Origin of the sequence: Prosthecobacter sp. SYSU 5D2 (assembly GCF_039655865.1) — a bacterium.
Classification (GTDB): domain Bacteria; phylum Verrucomicrobiota; class Verrucomicrobiia; order Verrucomicrobiales; family Verrucomicrobiaceae; genus Prosthecobacter.
The window spans coordinates 158,444-173,827 of the sequence record NZ_JBBYXL010000013.1 but is presented as its reverse complement, the minus strand read 5'-3'; the positions used below and the strand labels follow the sequence as shown (position 1 = coordinate 173,827).

Annotated in this window: 13 protein-coding genes; 8 read left to right on the top strand and 5 right to left on the bottom strand. The window is 59.6% G+C overall.

Going from position 1 to position 15,384, the window contains the following annotated elements; all coding sequences use genetic code 11:
• Nucleotides 1-13: 13 nt before the first annotated feature.
• Both WJU23_RS20850 and WJU23_RS20845 read left to right on the top strand, forming a co-directional pair.
• On the top strand, nucleotides 14-517 hold the full coding sequence (locus WJU23_RS20850) for a hypothetical protein (protein ID WP_346334557.1): 504 nt from the start codon (nucleotides 14-16) through the stop codon (nucleotides 515-517).
• Nucleotides 514-960 (top strand): DCC1-like thiol-disulfide oxidoreductase family protein, encoded by a 447-nt coding sequence (locus WJU23_RS20845; RefSeq protein ID WP_346334556.1) that lies wholly within the window; start codon nucleotides 514-516, stop codon nucleotides 958-960. Before WJU23_RS20850 ends, WJU23_RS20845 begins: the two co-directional genes overlap by 4 nt.
• A 77-nt stretch (nucleotides 961-1,037) precedes the next feature.
• Here WJU23_RS20845 and WJU23_RS20840 read toward each other — a convergent pair whose 3' ends face one another.
• Entirely contained in the window at nucleotides 1,038-2,648 is a 1,611-nt protein-coding gene (locus tag WJU23_RS20840) for an ABC-F family ATP-binding cassette domain-containing protein (RefSeq protein WP_346334555.1), read from the bottom strand.
• Between the two features lie 902 nt (nucleotides 2,649-3,550).
• On the opposite strand from WJU23_RS20840, the gene WJU23_RS20835 reads away from it, so the two are divergent.
• From WJU23_RS20835 to WJU23_RS20810, 6 genes are all read left to right on the top strand, one after another.
• Entirely contained in the window at nucleotides 3,551-4,018 is a 468-nt protein-coding gene (locus WJU23_RS20835) for a hypothetical protein (RefSeq protein WP_346334554.1), read from the top strand.
• 22 nt (nucleotides 4,019-4,040) lie between these two features.
• Nucleotides 4,041-4,559: an exonuclease domain-containing protein gene (locus tag WJU23_RS20830; RefSeq protein WP_346334553.1), complete on the top strand. Its 519-nt coding sequence runs from the start codon at nucleotides 4,041-4,043 to the stop codon at nucleotides 4,557-4,559.
• A gap of 17 nt (nucleotides 4,560-4,576) precedes the next feature.
• Nucleotides 4,577-5,239, top strand: coding sequence for a class I SAM-dependent methyltransferase (locus WJU23_RS20825; RefSeq protein WP_346334552.1), 663 nt, complete (start codon nucleotides 4,577-4,579; stop codon nucleotides 5,237-5,239).
• Nucleotides 5,240-5,529: 290 nt separating this feature from the next.
• Nucleotides 5,530-6,069 carry a hypothetical protein gene (locus tag WJU23_RS20820; RefSeq protein WP_346334551.1) on the top strand — a complete coding sequence of 180 codons (540 nt, stop codon included), beginning with the start codon at nucleotides 5,530-5,532 and terminating at the stop codon, nucleotides 6,067-6,069.
• 149 nt (nucleotides 6,070-6,218) lie between these two features.
• On the top strand, nucleotides 6,219-7,085 hold the full coding sequence (locus WJU23_RS20815; RefSeq protein WP_346334550.1) for a LamG domain-containing protein: 867 nt from the start codon (nucleotides 6,219-6,221) through the stop codon (nucleotides 7,083-7,085).
• Between the two features lie 164 nt (nucleotides 7,086-7,249).
• A complete protein-coding gene (locus tag WJU23_RS20810) occupies nucleotides 7,250-9,265 on the top strand; it encodes a VCBS repeat-containing protein (protein WP_346334549.1) in 2,016 nt (671 codons plus the stop codon).
• 280 nt (nucleotides 9,266-9,545) lie between these two features.
• Here the strand turns inward: WJU23_RS20810 and WJU23_RS20805 are convergent, their stop codons facing one another.
• The 4 genes from WJU23_RS20805 to WJU23_RS20790 all read right to left on the bottom strand — a co-directional run bounded on the left by WJU23_RS20805 (nucleotide 9,546) and on the right by WJU23_RS20790 (nucleotide 15,317).
• On the bottom strand, nucleotides 9,546-11,036 hold the full coding sequence (locus WJU23_RS20805) for a sulfatase (protein ID WP_346334548.1): 1,491 nt from the start codon (nucleotides 11,034-11,036) through the stop codon (nucleotides 9,546-9,548).
• Between the two features lie 86 nt (nucleotides 11,037-11,122).
• Nucleotides 11,123-13,132 carry a helicase C-terminal domain-containing protein gene (locus WJU23_RS20800; RefSeq protein ID WP_346334547.1) on the bottom strand — a complete coding sequence of 670 codons (2,010 nt, stop codon included), beginning with the start codon at nucleotides 13,130-13,132 and terminating at the stop codon, nucleotides 11,123-11,125.
• A 105-nt stretch (nucleotides 13,133-13,237) separates the two neighbouring features.
• A complete protein-coding gene (locus WJU23_RS20795; protein ID WP_346334546.1) occupies nucleotides 13,238-14,245 on the bottom strand; it encodes a M23 family metallopeptidase in 1,008 nt (335 codons plus the stop codon).
• A gap of 82 nt (nucleotides 14,246-14,327) precedes the next feature.
• A complete protein-coding gene (locus WJU23_RS20790) occupies nucleotides 14,328-15,317 on the bottom strand; it encodes a malate dehydrogenase (RefSeq protein ID WP_346334545.1) in 990 nt (329 codons plus the stop codon).
• Between the last annotated feature and the right edge of the window lie 67 nt (nucleotides 15,318-15,384).

Sequence of the window (15,384 nt, the reverse complement as noted above, 5' to 3'; positions counted from 1 at the left end):
CCACCTGTCATCCATGAAACTCGCTGCCATTGTCCGCCGCTCATTCATCGCCATGTTTTGGGGGTGGGTGGCGTGCAATATCAGCATCATTCCTGCCGCAACCGTCGTCTGCCGCTTGGAGGACCGCCCATTGCCCGTCATGTCCGAGGTGTTTGTGATGTTCTCCCTCTACAGCGTGCCGGTGGTGCTGCTGGCCTGGCTTTTTGTTTTCTTGCCTGTGGACTTGGCGGTTCCTCAGCGCAGCAGGCTGCGGCATCGCTGCATTGCTCCTTTGTTAGGCGGTATCAGTGGATTCACAGCGATGGGGTTCTATGCGATGATGGACCGCCTTCTGCATCCTGGAACCTTTTGGAAGGAGACAATGCGGGCTTTAAGCGAGCCCGACTCCTGGCCCTACCTGGTGGGCGCTTCGGTGTGTGGGCTGACGGCCAGCCTTCATCTGGTGCTGCATCATCCTCGCCAAGAGCAGGCAGGAGTGCCCGCTTCACTTTCAGACAACCCACCCAATGACTTATGAATACCCTCACATTGTTTTATGATGCCCGCTGCGGGCTGTGCTCGCAGGTCAGGCAGTGGCTCAGTGGCCAGCCGGCATATGTGCGGCTGGAGTTCATTCCCTATGATTCACCGGAGGCAGCGCAGCGGCTGCCGGGCATCCAGCACCTGCGGGCGGACCAGGAGATCGTCATTCTGGCGGATACGGGGGAGGTGTGGCAGGGGGCCGGAGCCTGGGTGATGTGCCTGTGGGCGCTGCAGGAATACCGCACCTGGTCGGCCCGGCTTGCCACGCCCGTCATGCAGGGCATGGCCCGCCAGGTGGTGCACTGGATCTCGCAGAACCGCATCGGCCTGTCGCGGCTGATAGGTTTCAAGAGCGATGCCGAACTCGCCGCCGTGGCCGGGCGCGAGACCCAAGAGCCGGCCTGCCGGGTGCGGCATGATCTGGATTTGATTGATTGAGCTGGCTGCGAAGCACAAGGTGTGACGGCATCCTGCCGTCATTTTGAGGCCAGGATGGCCTCACTCCTTGGACACCGCTACCCCGCAATCACCGCGGCCCGTGCATTCTCTTCGGCACCGGTCTTCTCCAGGTAGTAATCGTAACCGCCGCTGTAAGGGGTGACGACGCCGGCGTTGATGTGCAGGACCTTGGTGGCGAGGCTGCGGATGAAATGCACGTCATGCGAAATGAAGACGAGGGTGCCTTCGAATTTCTGCAGGGCGAGGATCAGGCCCTCGATGGCCCAGATGTCCAAGTGGGTCGTGGGCTCATCCATGAGGAGGAGGTTCGGTGGATCCACGAGGAATTTCACCAGGTTCAGGCGGCTTTTTTCACCACCGCTGAGGACCTTGCACTTCTTGTAAACATCTTCCCGTTTGAACAGGAAGCTGCCCAGGATGCTGCGGGCATCGTCTTCGCGCAGCTCGGGGGCGCAGCGCTTCAGCTCTTCCAGGATGGTGCACTCCGGGTCCAGGGTATCGGCGCGGTGCTGGGAGAAGTAGCCCATCTTGATGTTCGTGCCAAAACGGCGCTCGCCCTTTTGGAAGGGCACCTCGCCGGCCATGATCTTGATGAGTGTGGACTTGCCGGCACCGTTGGGGCCCACCAGCACGGTGCGCTCGCCCTTTTCCACTTCCAGGTCCAGGCCCTGGTAGATCTTCTTCTCGCCGTAGGCCTGATGGATGTCCGTCAGGGCGACGACACGCTGGCCGCCGCGCGGAGGTTGGGGGAAGTTAAACCGGAAGGCCTTCCGCAGCGGACGTGGCCGGTCCAGCTTGTCCATCTTCTCCAGCTGGCGCTCGCGGCTCTGCGCCTGCGCGGCCTTGGAGGTCACGGAGCGGAACCGGTCAATGAATTCCTGGATCGCCTCGATCTCTTTCTGCTGGTTTTTCCAGGCCTGGTAGGCGCGCTCCCAGTTGGCTTCCTTCTGCTTCAGGTACTCGCTGTAGTTCCCCTGATAGGCCACCAGCTTGCTCTCCTCGATCTCATAGACCGTCTCAATCAGCTCATCCATGAAGTCGCGGTCATGGGAAATGAGCAGGATCGCGCCCGGATAGTTCTTCAGGTAATTCTTAAACCACATCAGGGACAGCAGGTCCAGGTGGTTGGTCGGCTCATCCAGCAGCAGCAGGTCCGGCTCGATGACCAGGATACGCGCCAAGTGCGCGCGCATCACCCAGCCGCCGGAGTATTCGCGGGCGGGTTTGTGGAAGTCCTCCTCTTTAAAACCGAAGCCCTTCAGGATCTTCTTCGCCTTCGCCTCGGCCTGGGGATCGTTCAGGGCATCGTGCTTGGCATGCGCCTCAGTGTATTCCGGGGCCGCCACATCGCTGCGGGATTCATAGTCGCGGAGGATCTTTTCCAGTTCCTCGATCATGCCCGCCTTGCCCGTGGCCACGTCCAAAATCGTTTCGTCACCCACCGGCTCACTTTCCTGGGGCAGGTAGCCCAGCGTGGTCCATTCATCGCGGATCACCTCGCCCGCATCCGGTTCATCTTCCTTGAGGATCAGGGAAAACAGCGTGGACTTGCCCGCCCCGTTCGGGCCGACAAGGGCCACACGCTCCGCATAATTCACGGTCATATTGGCCCCGGTGAAAAGGGTCCGGGCATTAAAAGTCTTGGTAACGTCTCGAAGGGTAAGCATGAGGGACGGTCACAGTATCACGCGTGGGGAGGTTTGCAGCTTGTTTTGTGGGGGTGGGTGGGAAACGCAAAAATGGATGACGAATTCCTCCGGTAAATTCTCTTTATGAGTTCAGGCCGCTGAATTACTCTGCCTCGCAGATGCTTTCCTGGTTGTCACTTCCCGCTACCGATTATGCCATCCAGGGGTTTCTGGCGGTCCTCATTTTCATCCGGCCTTGCTTGTTGGGGGAGAGGCAAGGTTGCAGCGTGTTTTCTCTCCCGTTTATCGCCATCTGTATCTGGGGCATTTGGCGGATGCTACTGTTCGATCCCATTATGATGAACGACATTCCAGGAGCAGGCTATTTTGCGTCAGCATTTCCAGCCTGCACGATCTCCTGGGTTTTGTATCAAATCGGACAGTGGTTTAGGAGGAGGCAAATTGCTAAACCTTCGCATCCTCTGGACGATCTTGGTTGATGAACCCTCGACGATCACTTTCATGATAATATCAGACATCCACTTTCATGACACCCGAATCCTGCGCGTAATCGAAGACACCGCCACGGATACGCTTACGATGGAAGTGGAGTATCCAGTTGATTGGGACAACAACAGATTTGTGCCAGGCACACTCCTCTTTACAGATGCACACAACTACCAGGTTTTTGAAGGCTCATTCGAAGGTCCCCCGACCATTCTGGATGCGAACTTGATCGGCACTTCAGGCCGATGGACTCGTCTTCGGTTGCAGACGAATGCCGGATATAGAGAAATTAGCTTTGTTGAGGTCAGTCTGGTGATGGAGGACACCACAAGCCGTTAGCAAGTGCATCTCTGACTTCCACCTGTAACAGGGTGGAGGGTTGTATCCCATTATATCCGACTTGAAAGCTACCGTAAAGTCCTCGTAAAAGCATAATGACAGAAATCCTCCCCAGCAAACGAAGGCTTTGGTTATGCCTGTCCATCTCCGCCATACTTTTGGTCAGCGGCTACGCCTATCACATACATTATGTCTCAAAAGACGGCGTGATGGGTCGCGACCGTCTCATCAGTTATATCTTGTTTGTGGTTCCGACATCTGTTCAAATTTTGGAATATCAGCGTGAGGGTGGCCCATTCGAATCCTCGCAGGCGTGGCTGCTGCGATTTCCGTTAGGCGAGTCGCGCCCTTGGGAGTCTTCGCCGCACTTTCACGAATGCGAGCCAGGACCCAATCATGATTCGGATTATTTGGCCATCCGCGAGATGGTCCACGAGGAGTTCCCGAAAATGGAGGGGCAGTTTCAACAGCCTAGAATTTGGCGTGGGGGACTCAAGGGTAACTGTTATATCGCGTCGAGTGATGATGGGGCGGTGACATTTGTCTATTATTTCATGACCTAATATTTTACTTAATCACAAAACAATGAGCTATATCATGGTGGATATCGAATCGGACGGGCCTATTCCGGGAGACTACTCGATGGTCTGTTTCGGGGCGGTGGTCGTGGAGCCGGGGCTGGAGAGGACGTTTTACGGTCAGTTGAAACCGATCTCTGAAAAGTATGTGCCGGAGGCTCTGGCAGTGAGCGGATTCAGCCGGGAGCAGGTGCTAGGGTTTGATGAACCGCAGGAGGTGATGAGCCGTTTTGCAGACTGGCTGGCGGAGGTCTCAAAAGACCGGCTGATGTTTGTCTCTGACAACAACGGGTTCGACTGGCAGTTCATCAATTGGTACTTCCACCATTTCACCGGCAGGAACCCTTTCGGCTTTTCGTCAACGAATCTGGGCAGCCTGTACAAGGGGCTGGTGAAGGACACTTTCCAAACCTTCAAGCACCTGCGCAAGACCCGCCACACGCATCATCCTGTGGACGATGCCAAGGGCAATGCGGAAGCTCTTTTGACGATGAAGGAGGAGATGGGGCTGAAGATTAAACTTTGATTTTCACGAGAGATCTCATGACACCCCGCCAGACTGCCGAGACTTACGACAAGATTGCTTCTTTTTGGAGCGGGGAGGAGTTTAACCGGGCCAATGGGATCGCGCAGCATCGAAGGGCGTTGCATTTTGTGACAATGGGCAAGGAGGGGAGCTCGAGACAGGCGCTGGACGTTGGGTGTGGGAGCAGCGGGAGGATGGTGGAGCTGCTGCTGGCGGAGGGGTTTGAGGTGGAGGGGATGGATGTCTCGGCGGAGATGCTGCGGCTGGCGCGGGCGCGGCATCCGGGGGTGACTTTTCATTTGGCGGACATCTGCACCTGGGAGTTGCCGCAGCGGTATGATTTCATTTCGGCCTGGGACAGCCTCTGGCATGCGCCGCTGGCGGAGCATGAGGGCATTCTGCACAAGCTGTGCGGCGGCTTGAATCCGGGTGGGGTGCTGATCTTCACCAGCGGTGGGCTGGATGCATCGGAGGAGCGGTGCCATGAGCTGATGGGCGAGCCGGTCTATCATGCGACGCTGGGCCTGCCCCGGATACTGGAGCTTGTTGCCGGTGCGGGCTGTGTTTGCAGGCATCTGGAGTATGACCAGCATCCGGAGCTGCATGTGTATTTGATTGTGCAGAAATCCGGGGGAGAGGGAGATGGCCCCGCAAACCGACTGGCAGCCGCCCACGCCTAGACCGCTGGGGTGGATGGGGCTGACGGATGAGGAGATTAGGGATCACGCGCAAGGCTGGGTTGGTTAGGCTGGGAAGAGGGTCGAATGTGGCCCGCACTGTCCCAGTGCGGAAGGCTGCTGCGAAGCCCCAGATTTCCATGCTATCCAGGTCGTCGTCGAAGGTCTTTTGATTTCTCTGCGTTTGCGACCCATCGGTCCCGCACAAGGGTCTGTGCGGACCACTTCTAACGCCTCGCTTTTGGGCACTCATCAGGTTTGCCAAGCGCCGGGTAATCTGCTTCAATGCGGGAATGAAACTTCTCCTCGTCATCATCGCTTTACTTGGCATTTGGGTGCATGGGGCGGGGGCAGGGGAGTCCGCCCTGACGACGACCTTTCAGCCTCTGGACGGGCTGGGGTCCGGGCATATCGTCATAACGGCGGTTACTTGTCATGACTGGTATGCACACAGCGGACCGGCGACGGCGGTCGGGCTTATTTCGGCGGTGAATGTGCCGCCGACGAACAACCGCAAAGAGGCTACCGAAGACCTGAACCTGGCTTCGATGTGCGGCGTGCGATTTCTTGCTAGCGATCTTGGAGATCCGCAGGCTCCGTTGGAGCTGACGATGGAGGTGACCCGGTTTGCGATTCCTGCGAGGGTTGACCATCCGAAGGAGTACGTCATTCGCGCCTGCCTGGAGTGCCTGAGGCGTTGCCTGCCAGAGAAGCTGCGCCAAACCCCGGTGACGGTGCAGGCGGCGGAGGAAAACCGGGGCTGGATGGGGGAAATCGTGCGTGAGTTCAATGCCCATGACCGTAGCAGGGTGTTTTTCAATCCAAGGCAATGAAGGGGACAAGGCTACGCCTCCAAACCGTCTCTCCCACGCTCCTGTGCTGTCACGGCGGTGCATCCTAATGTGACTTCTTGCCCCCGGGATTAAAGAAACCGCGATTTCCAAATGTATTCTGGGATCACTCACCGCACAACCACCGCACCATGAGACCTGTTTTCCTTCTTTGCCTCGCTGCCGGACTTCTGCCTGTCTGTTCCTCTTCCCAGGACCTCAGTGCGCTGCGCTCGGCGCTGACATTCCACGCGCCGTTTGAAGAGGGGCTGGACGCTTCATTCTCCCGGGGAGAAAAGACGGCCTATGTCAAAAAGGGCAAGGAAACGGTGCCGGCTGCGCTGAATGAGGAGGTGAAAATCGCCCAGGGGGAGGGGAAGTTTGGCCATGCGCTGTGGTTCCCCAAAAAAGGGGTGACGCGTCCGCTGTACAAGGGGGCGGAGGTGCTGAACTACAATGCACAAAGCTGGAGCACGAGTGTCTCCGTGTGGCTGAGGCTGGACCCGGACAAGGACCTGGAGCCGGGGTACTGCGACCCGGTGCAGATCGTGGGCGATGATGGCAAAAAGGGTTTCATTTTCCTGGAGTGGTCCAAGGATGAAACGCCGCGCTTTTTCCGCTATGCCATGCGCCCGCTGGTTGAGATCTGGAACCCCACGAATGTGCTGTGGGATGAGATCCCTGCGGACAAACGGCCCATGGTGCAACTGGACCGGACCCAGGTGCCATTTTCACGCGAGGCGTGGACCCACGTGGTTTTCACGGTGGAAAACGTCAATGACAAGACCCGCGCGCCCGCAGGCCGGCTGTACATGAATGGTGAGCTGAAAGGCAGCATTGAAAACTGGGACCTGACCTTTGGCTGGGACTCGACGCAAGTGGCGCTGGTGCTGGGGGCGGCGTATGTGGGGTACCTGGATGATCTGGCTGTTTTCAACCGTGCTCTGACGGCCGCCGAGGTCAAACAACTGGGTGCCCTGAAAACCGGTGTCCGCGAGCTTTATCCTGCCCAGGAGTGAGCCTCTTTCCGTCACAACCGGTCTGGACTGGCCCTGTGCCTTGACAGTCCCAAGTCAAACATCGTCAACCACCCAGCAAGAATCCGCAGCGGCAAATGATTGTGCGGGAAATGAATCCCTGCATGCTGTCGTTGGAACCCTGCCTTTTTCCCAACCGACCGACCATGAAGCCTTCCCATCTCTGCCTCCTTGCGCTCTCTGCGCTCCTGAGCGGCCCTGCTGCCGCCAGCGATACTTTGACCCCGCTGAAGTATAACAATCCCGGTCTCGTCGTGGACCTGGGCGTCGGTCTGTGGGCCTGGCCTCTGCCCATGGACTATGATGGCGATGGTGACCTGGACCTGGTGGTGAACTGCCCGGACAAGCCCTCCAATGGCATTTACTTTTTTGAGAACGCGACGGGCGACACGGCCAAGAACAAGATGCCCGTCTTCAAGCCCGGCGTGCGCATCAGCAAAGGCGCGCAGAATGTCCAGGTCAGTTATGTGGATGGCAAGCCGGTGGTCACCAGCCCCGGCATGGTGCATCCGGATTTCCTCAAGACGGGCATTGATAACGAGGTCAAGCTGGGCCCGGACAAGAACATCCACATGAACAAAGTCCGCGCCAACATGTGGCGCATCGTGGACTTTGATGGCGACGGCAACAATGACCTCATCGTCGGTGTGGGCGACTGGACCGAATACGTCTGGGACAATGCCTATGATGAAAACGGCCGCTGGATGAACGGCCCTCTGCGCGGTTATGTGTATGTGCTGCGCAACACCGGCAGCAATGACAAGCCGAAGTATGACAAGCCCAAAAAGGTGATGGCCATGGACCGCCCTGTGGAGACGTACGGCTGGCCTTCCCCTAACTTTGCCGACTTTGACGGCGATGGTGACCTGGATCTGCTCTGTGGTGAATTTCTGGACGGTTTTACCTACTTCGAAAACGTCGGCACCCGCACCAAGCCCAAGTATGCGTTTGTGAAGCGTGTAATGGCCGATACCGGCAAGTATCTGACCATGGACCTGGAGATGATCACCCCCACGGCCATTGACTGGGACAAGGACGGCGACCTGGACCTGATCGTCGGTGATGAAGACGGCCGCGTGGCCTTCGTGGAAAACACCGGCAAATTTGACAACAAAGTGCCGGTCTTCAAAGAGCCCGTTTATTTCAAGCAGGAAGCGGCGGACATCAAATTCGGAGCGCTGGCCACTCCGGTGGGTTTTGACTGGGATGGCGATGGCGACATGGACATCATCTGCGGCAACACTGCCGGCTATGTGGCCTTCATTGAGAACCTGAGCGGCAAAGGTGTGGAAGCTCCCAAGTGGGCCGCTCCCGTGCTTCTCGAAGCCGCAGGCAAAGCGATCCGCCCCATGGCCGGTCCTAACGGCTCCATCCAGGGCCCCTGCGAAGCCAAGTGGGGCTACACCACCCAGACCGTGGCCGACTGGGACGGCGACGGTCTGCCGGATTTGATCCTCAACTCCATTCTCGGCAAGGTGGTCTGGTATAAAAACACCGGCACCCGTGCCAAGCCCAAGCTGGCCGCTGCGAAGCCCGTGCAGGTGGAGTGGAAAGGCGCGCAGCCCGTGCTCGCGTATGGCTGGCTGCGTCCAGAGGGCAAAAATCTGCTCACCCAATGGCGCACCACCCCGGTGGCAGTGGACTGGAACAAGGATGGTCTTATGGACCTCGTCATGCTGGACCAGGAAGGGTATCTGGCTTTCTTTGAGCGCAGCAAAGGCAAGGACGGAAAACTCCTCCTCCAGCATCCGAAGCGCGTCTTTTTTGCTGACAAGGATGCGAAGAAGCCTGGCATCGTGAATGAAGCCCTGGCCCACTTGAAAGTACGCAATCCCGTGGACATGACACCGGGTGTGCCCCTGCGCCTGAATTCCGGCATCGCCGGCAAAAGCGGCCGCCGCAAGATCTGCATCATGGACTGGGACGGCGATGGCAAGCTGGACATCCTGCTGAACTCTGCCAACGCCAACTTCATCCGCCAGACCTCCGATGCCGAAGGCCAGTGGTTCTTCAGCGATGAAGGCCTGCTCTCCGATGCCAACATCGAAGGCCACGACGTCAGCCCCACCACCGTGGACTTTAACAACGACGGCATGCCAGACTTCCTGGGCGGCGCCGAAGACGGCCGTCTCTATTACATGCGCAATCCGAAGGCGAAGTGAGGTGCTTTTTGTTAGGCGTTGGCGAAGTCGCGGAGCGTCCTGGAGTGCGGCGGAGAGAGGCAAGACGCAAGTCTCTTGCCTCGGCACCGCCGCTTTCCTGGGGGCCTGAGAGGTGCTTAAATGCCAAAGAAGCTTGAAGGGCCTTGGCCGAACGTGGACCTTTTGTTGCGCGACCTGTTAGGCTATCAGGCACCTTCGAAGAAGAGCGGTGATGCGCTTGATCGCTTGCACCGCACTCCACGACGCTTCGCGACTAAAGCACCTGCTGGGCTCAGCCGACTCACCTTGGACCGGGCGCATTGACTTTGGCGGCGTTGCGGTCCCAACCGGCGGGGGTGCCGCGATAGGACTGATCGCGGCCTTTGAATAGCTGGTTGCCGGTTTCGCGATCAAAGGAGTCCTTGGAGAGATCCGCAGGCACGCTGTCACCGGTCTGTTCGGTCCATTCATCCAGCAGTTTGGCCAGGCGGGCTTTGACGGTGGCGTAGTCGGCATTGTCGGCCAGGTTGGACATCTGGTCGGCATCTGCGGCGGTGCGATACAGCTCCATGCCAGGACGTGGGGCGAGGAAGACATCGGCCTGCGGAGGGGTGAGTTTGCCAGCAGCGCGGGCGGCTTTCAATTGCTCGTAGGATGGGGATCTGACGGAGTCGGCCGGGCCCTGCCAGGGCTCCTGGGGGCGGTTGTTGCGGATGAGGAGGAAGCCCTCGGAGCGCACGGAGCGACCATGGGCGGCGTAGTCATGCCAGTTGTGCTCGGAGAAGGCATGCTTGCGCACCTCCGCCTCCGGCTGGGCCAGGATGGGGGCAAAGCTGACGCCCTGCATGGTCGGGGCGATTTCCACCTGGGCCAGGTCCAGCATCGTCGGAGCTACGTCAATGGCGCTGACCAGGCTCTGGCTGGGGGTGCCCGGTTTGCCAATGCCTGCGGGCCAGTGGGCGATGAAGGGGGTCTTCATGCCGGAGTCATGCAGGCGGGTCTTGGCACGCGGGAATGCCATGCCATTGTCCGCCATCATCAGCAGGAGGGTGTTTTCCAGGGCACCTTGCTTCTCAAGCTCGGCCACCACCTGGCCGACGAAATAATCCAGCCGGGTGATCTCGTTGTAATAGGAGGCCAGGTCCTGGCGGGTCTCGCCATCATCCACCAGGAAGGGCGGCACGATGACCTTGGCCGGATCGTGCTTGGGGCCATAAAGATCTTCCTTCCAGTCCTTGTCCGCATCCCAGGCACGGTGGGCATCCAGGGAGGCGAACCAGAAGAAGAAGGGTTTGTCCTTGGGCCGTTCCTGCACGGTTTTCACCCAGGTGGCATGACCGCCTTTGTTGCCCGGGGCGTTGCCGCCGTCCACGAGGTCAAAGGGCTCCGGCTGGGGCTTTTCACCCTCGGCAGGCTTGTCTGCGGTCATGTGATGTTTGCCAACCAGGGCCGTGTAATAACCGGCGTCCTTCAGCAACCGGGGGAACCAGGGCAGGTGGGCGGCGATCGGCAGGTGAAGCTCGGACGCACGGCCGTTGTTATGCGGATAGCGCCCCGTGATGATGCTGGAGCGGCTGGGGCTGCAACTGCTGGCCGTCAGATACGCCTCATCAAAGCGCCGGCCATTGGCAGCCAGTTTGTCGAGGTTCGGCGTGCGCGCGGCGGTGTTGCCATAGCAGCCGATGTCATTCCAACTGACGTCATCGGCGATGATGAAGATCATGTTAGGCCGGTCGGCGGCGCTAACAAGAGATGTGGTGAGGAGAGTGAGTGATAAAAGAAGGCGTAGCATGGACTGAGGGTTGGACTACCCAGGAAACGCAAGCCAGAGCTGTTTTATCAGGTATTTAACTGCATTTGACCTCCCCCGACGGGACATCACCCCACGATTTCTGTCGGGCAATCCGGCAGGCTGGCCATGAAGGCGCGGCCGTAGGGTTTGGTGAGGATTCGGTTGTCCAGGATGACGACCATGCCTTTGTCGCTCTGGGTACGGATGAGGCGGCCGACGCCCTGGCGGAGCTTGAGGATGGCCTCGGGGACGCTGTATTCGCTGAAGCTGTTGAGGCCCTGTTCCTCCAGGTATTCCATGCGGGAGGCAGTGACGGGATGATCCGGCACGGCAAAGGGGAGGCGGGTGATGATGACGTTGCTGAGGGCTTCGCCGGGGACGTCCACGCCCGTCCAGAAGCTGTCGGTGCCGAAGAGGATGCTGTGGGTGTCCTTTTTGAATTCGTGCAGCATCTGGTGGCGCGGCATGCCGCGACCCTGAACGAGCAGACGCCAGCCGTGGTCCAGGCAGAAGTCTTCCATACGATCCGCAAGGGCGGTCATCTGGCTGTAGCTAGTGAACAGGACAAAGGCACGGCCTTTGGACAGGCCCAAAAAGTATTCGATCTGCTCCACCATCGCATCCTGATATTCGGGCCGGCCCGGTTCAGGCATGCGCTTGACCAGGTAGAGCTTCATTTGCTTTTTGAAATCGAACGGGCTCTCGATGGTCTCCGCCTGGGCTTTGTAGGCGCCGACGCGGTTGCGGAAGTATTTGAGCTTCACATCATCGCCCACACCAAGGGTGGCACTGGTGAAAACGCAGGCTTTGGTGCCGGTGAAGAAGATGCTTTCCAGCTTGGGGGCGACATCAATGGGGGCGCTGTGAAAGGAGACGACCTTGTTGTCGCCGCCGCTGCGCTCGGCCCAATAGACGTGGCCTTCCTCGCTCTGATCCAGAAAGGCGCTGATGGCCACACGCAGGTTGGCGAGGCGCTTGGCGATGTCCAGCAGCTCCAGTTTCTGGCCCTCACTCTTGGCGGCATCCCCGGATTTTTGGGCGATGCGGGCGACGCGCTGGAGGGGGAGGGAAAGAGTATCTTCGGTTAGGCCAGGTTCGCGGATGCGGAACTCCTTGCCATAAGGACCGGTAAATTTGCAGGCGTTCTCGGCAGTGCGGAAGAAGCTTTCCACCATGCCGATGGACTGGGATACTTCGCGAATGCCGTCCTGCTCGCCGAGGGACTGGAAGAAGCCTTTGCGGGTCTTGGGATTGTAAAGGCGGCCCAGTTCAAAGCGGATGTTGGATTCGCTGACGTGGATGCCGAAGGCCTTGGCGGCGATGTTTTCGATGGTGTGGGCCTCATCCAGAATGACAAAGTCGCGCGGGAAGATGAAGTTGGTGTCATCGGCAAGCGGACCTTCATCGGCAGAGGCCAGCAGGGTGAAAAACAGGGTGTGGTTGAGCACCAGCACATCCGCATCGGCCATGCGGCGGCGGACGTCCTGATAGACGCAGCCGCTACCGGGCGGGCAGCGGCGCGGGGTGCAGGCGTGGGGCTCGCTACAGACGAGGGACCAGACGCGGGCGCCGGGGGTGAAGTCCATCTCGCTCAGGGTGGCGGAGGGATTGTCACGAAAGAAGTCCTCGATGAGCTGCAGCTCGGCCGTCTCGCTGCTGCTGAAGAGGTCGCCACTGTGGGAGTAGGCGTTCTTCAGGCGGGTGGGGCAGAGGTAGTTGCTGCGGCCTTTGAGAAGCTCGGCATGGAAGGGCCCGACGATCTTTTTGACGATTGGGATGTCCTTGTGGATGAGCTGCTCCTGGAGGTTAATCGTGTGGGTGCAGATGATGGCCTTGCGTCCCTGCTCCAGGGCGTATTCGACGGCGGGGACGAGGTAGGCCAGGGACTTGCCGACGCCGGTGGCCGCCTCCACGACGAGGGGTTTGTTTTTCTCCAGGGCCCCGGCCACAAGCTGGGCCATGCGCTGCTGCTGGGGACGGTATTCAAACTGGGGGGACTGGGCCAGTTTTCCTTCCGTGGAAAAGGCCAGGTGCATCCGCTCTGCGAGCGAGGGGCCGCCGAGAGTACCTTCGGAGGCCTCGAGAATGCTGATCATGTGCACATCATGCCGGGACTGTGCGGCGGTGCAAGCGAGGACGTGGGGGAAGGAGGCCGGCAGAGCGCCAAACCACCCGCCATCCCGCGAGCGGGACGCAGGCGGCTACAGGCCAATGAGGAGCTTGGCGAACTGGAGGCCGCTGACGGTGATCTGGCCGCTGTTGCTGACGAGGCCGCGGGTGTTGTAATAATGGGGGATGGGGTCTTCCTTCACCCAGGAGACGACCGGCTGCGAGACGGGCTGGCTTGCGGGGCTGACGCTGATGGGCAGGCCCCAGCGGGTGCAGCGGATCTTCCACGCGCTGATGGCGGAATCCGGCACGGAGGCGATGTCGCGAAGCCAGGGGTAACGGGTGATGAAATCCATCTTGGCGGTGGCCGGGACGGTAAGCTCAAACCAGGCTTCGCTTTGGCGGATGAATTCAGAGAGGGTGATGGCCGGGTTCTTCGCATGGGCCAGGTATAGGGCCTGGAGGTCAAGGCCCAGGAGGTTCATGCCGTTGTAGATGCCGTGATGGTTAGGCGTGCGGAAGCCGGAGGCAAACCAGGTTTCAAACTCCGGGTTGAGCAGCATGTTTAGCTCCACGTGCAGGTGGGCGCGGCGCTGGTCAATGCCGCTGCCGGTGAAGCCCATGCGACCCAGGACGGAGGCATGGGTGACCTGGTCACCTACGGCGACTGTGGCAGAGGCCAGATGGGCGTAGAGAGAATAAAAAGCACCGTCCGGGAGATCATGCCGCACCACGATGTAACGGCCATAATTGCTCAGCCCGGCGGACGGGGTGACATGGACAACCGTGCCGGGAAGGATGGGGTGGATGTCATCCAGGGGATTGCCTTTGGCATCGCGCTGGGTGGGTTTGATGTCCATGCCCTCATGAAAGCGCGCATAGGCGATGCGCGGTCCCACACGGCGGGCATCGCGGACGAAGCCAAACTGGCCGCCTTCCCAGGGGGTGGATTTGACGCCTTCGAAGTCCCGGTCAACGAACTGGAAGTAACCGGCACCGTCATTGACCAGCAGGGCGCCATTGTCTGTGGGCAAGCGCAGATCCAGGCCGCAGGCCGTGGTGATGGCAGCGAGAAAGAGGAGGATAAAAAAACGTGGCATCGCCCCCAGTTAACGGAGGAAACGATGCCACGCAAACAAAGGAGGCGCGGCAGACCGGATCGCTGGTATGCATAATGCAAGATCAGATCAAACCCAGCTCGGTCACGGCGGCGCGCTCTTCCTTGAGCTCATCTTCCGTGGCCTTGATCTTGCCCTGGCTGAATTCATTCACCGGCACGCCCTGGACGATCTCCCACTTGCTGCCGTCGGTACGGATGGGGAAGGAGAACATAAGGCCTTTTTCGATGCCATAGCTGCCGTCGGAGCAGACGGCCACGCTGGTCCAGTCGCCTTCCGCAGTCGGGCGGGTGAGGCTGTAAACGGTGTCGCAGGCGGCATTCGCGGCGGAGGCGGCGGAGGATGAGCCACGGGCCTTGATGATGGCGGCACCGCGCTGCTGGACGGTGCTGATGAAATCGCCCTTCAGCCAGTCGTGGTCGCTGATGACGTCGGTGGCGGGCTGGCCGTTGATTTTGGCGTTGTAGAAGTCCGGGTATTGGGTGGCGCTGTGATTGCCCCAGATGGCCAGGTTGGAGACGGCGGTGCTGTGAACGCCGGCCTTGGCGGCGAGCTGGCTCTTGGCGCGGTTTTCATCCAGGCGGGTCATGGCAAACCAGCGGTCCGCAGGCACGCCCTTGGCATTGTTCATGGCGATCAGGCAGTTCGTGTTGCAGGGATTGCCCACGACGAGGACACGGACGTCGCTGGCGGCGTTTTTCTCGATGGCCTTGCCCTGGCCGGTGAAGATTTTGCCGTTGATGTTGAGGAGGTCTTTGCGCTCCATGCCGGCCTTGCGCGGGACGGAGCCGACGAGGATGCCCCAGTTGACGCCTTTGAAGCCTTCATCCAGGTCCGCCGTCGGGGTGATGCTGTTGAGGAGGGGGAAGGCGCAATCGTCGAGCTCCATGCAGACGCCGCTGAGGGCACCGAGGGCGGGTTCGATCTCAATGAGTCGGAGATTAACCGGCTGGTCAGGGCCAAAAAGAGCACCGGAGGCGATGCGGAAGAGGAGGGAATAACCGATCTGCCCGGCGGCACCGGTGACTGCGACTGTGATGGGGGCTTTGCTCATGGTATGGAAGAGAGATCATTCGCAGCGGATGCCTTGGGGCAAGGGGAAAAATAAACAGGTTGGCGCG

Excerpts from the sequence above, each read along its gene's own strand:
- WJU23_RS20850 (WP_346334557.1), top strand. The coding sequence starts at position 14 with ATGAAACTCGCTGCCATTGTCCGCCGCTCATTCATCGCCATGTTTTGG.
- WJU23_RS20795 (WP_346334546.1), bottom strand. The coding sequence starts at position 14,245 with ATGCCACGTTTTTTTATCCTCCTCTTTCTCGCTGCCATCACCACGGCC.
- WJU23_RS20805 (WP_346334548.1), bottom strand. The coding sequence starts at position 11,036 with ATGCTACGCCTTCTTTTATCACTCACTCTCCTCACCACATCTCTTGTT.
- WJU23_RS20790 (WP_346334545.1), bottom strand. The coding sequence starts at position 15,317 with ATGAGCAAAGCCCCCATCACAGTCGCAGTCACCGGTGCCGCCGGGCAG.
- WJU23_RS20800 (WP_346334547.1), bottom strand. The coding sequence starts at position 13,132 with ATGATCAGCATTCTCGAGGCCTCCGAAGGTACTCTCGGCGGCCCCTCG.
- WJU23_RS20820 (WP_346334551.1), top strand. The coding sequence starts at position 5,530 with ATGAAACTTCTCCTCGTCATCATCGCTTTACTTGGCATTTGGGTGCAT.
- WJU23_RS20835 (WP_346334554.1), top strand. The coding sequence starts at position 3,551 with ATGACAGAAATCCTCCCCAGCAAACGAAGGCTTTGGTTATGCCTGTCC.
- WJU23_RS20810 (WP_346334549.1), top strand. The coding sequence starts at position 7,250 with ATGAAGCCTTCCCATCTCTGCCTCCTTGCGCTCTCTGCGCTCCTGAGC.
- WJU23_RS20830 (WP_346334553.1), top strand. The coding sequence starts at position 4,041 with ATGAGCTATATCATGGTGGATATCGAATCGGACGGGCCTATTCCGGGA.
- WJU23_RS20845 (WP_346334556.1), top strand. The coding sequence starts at position 514 with ATGAATACCCTCACATTGTTTTATGATGCCCGCTGCGGGCTGTGCTCG.
- WJU23_RS20815 (WP_346334550.1), top strand. The coding sequence starts at position 6,219 with ATGAGACCTGTTTTCCTTCTTTGCCTCGCTGCCGGACTTCTGCCTGTC.
- WJU23_RS20825 (WP_346334552.1), top strand. The coding sequence starts at position 4,577 with ATGACACCCCGCCAGACTGCCGAGACTTACGACAAGATTGCTTCTTTT.
- WJU23_RS20840 (WP_346334555.1), bottom strand. The coding sequence starts at position 2,648 with ATGCTTACCCTTCGAGACGTTACCAAGACTTTTAATGCCCGGACCCTT.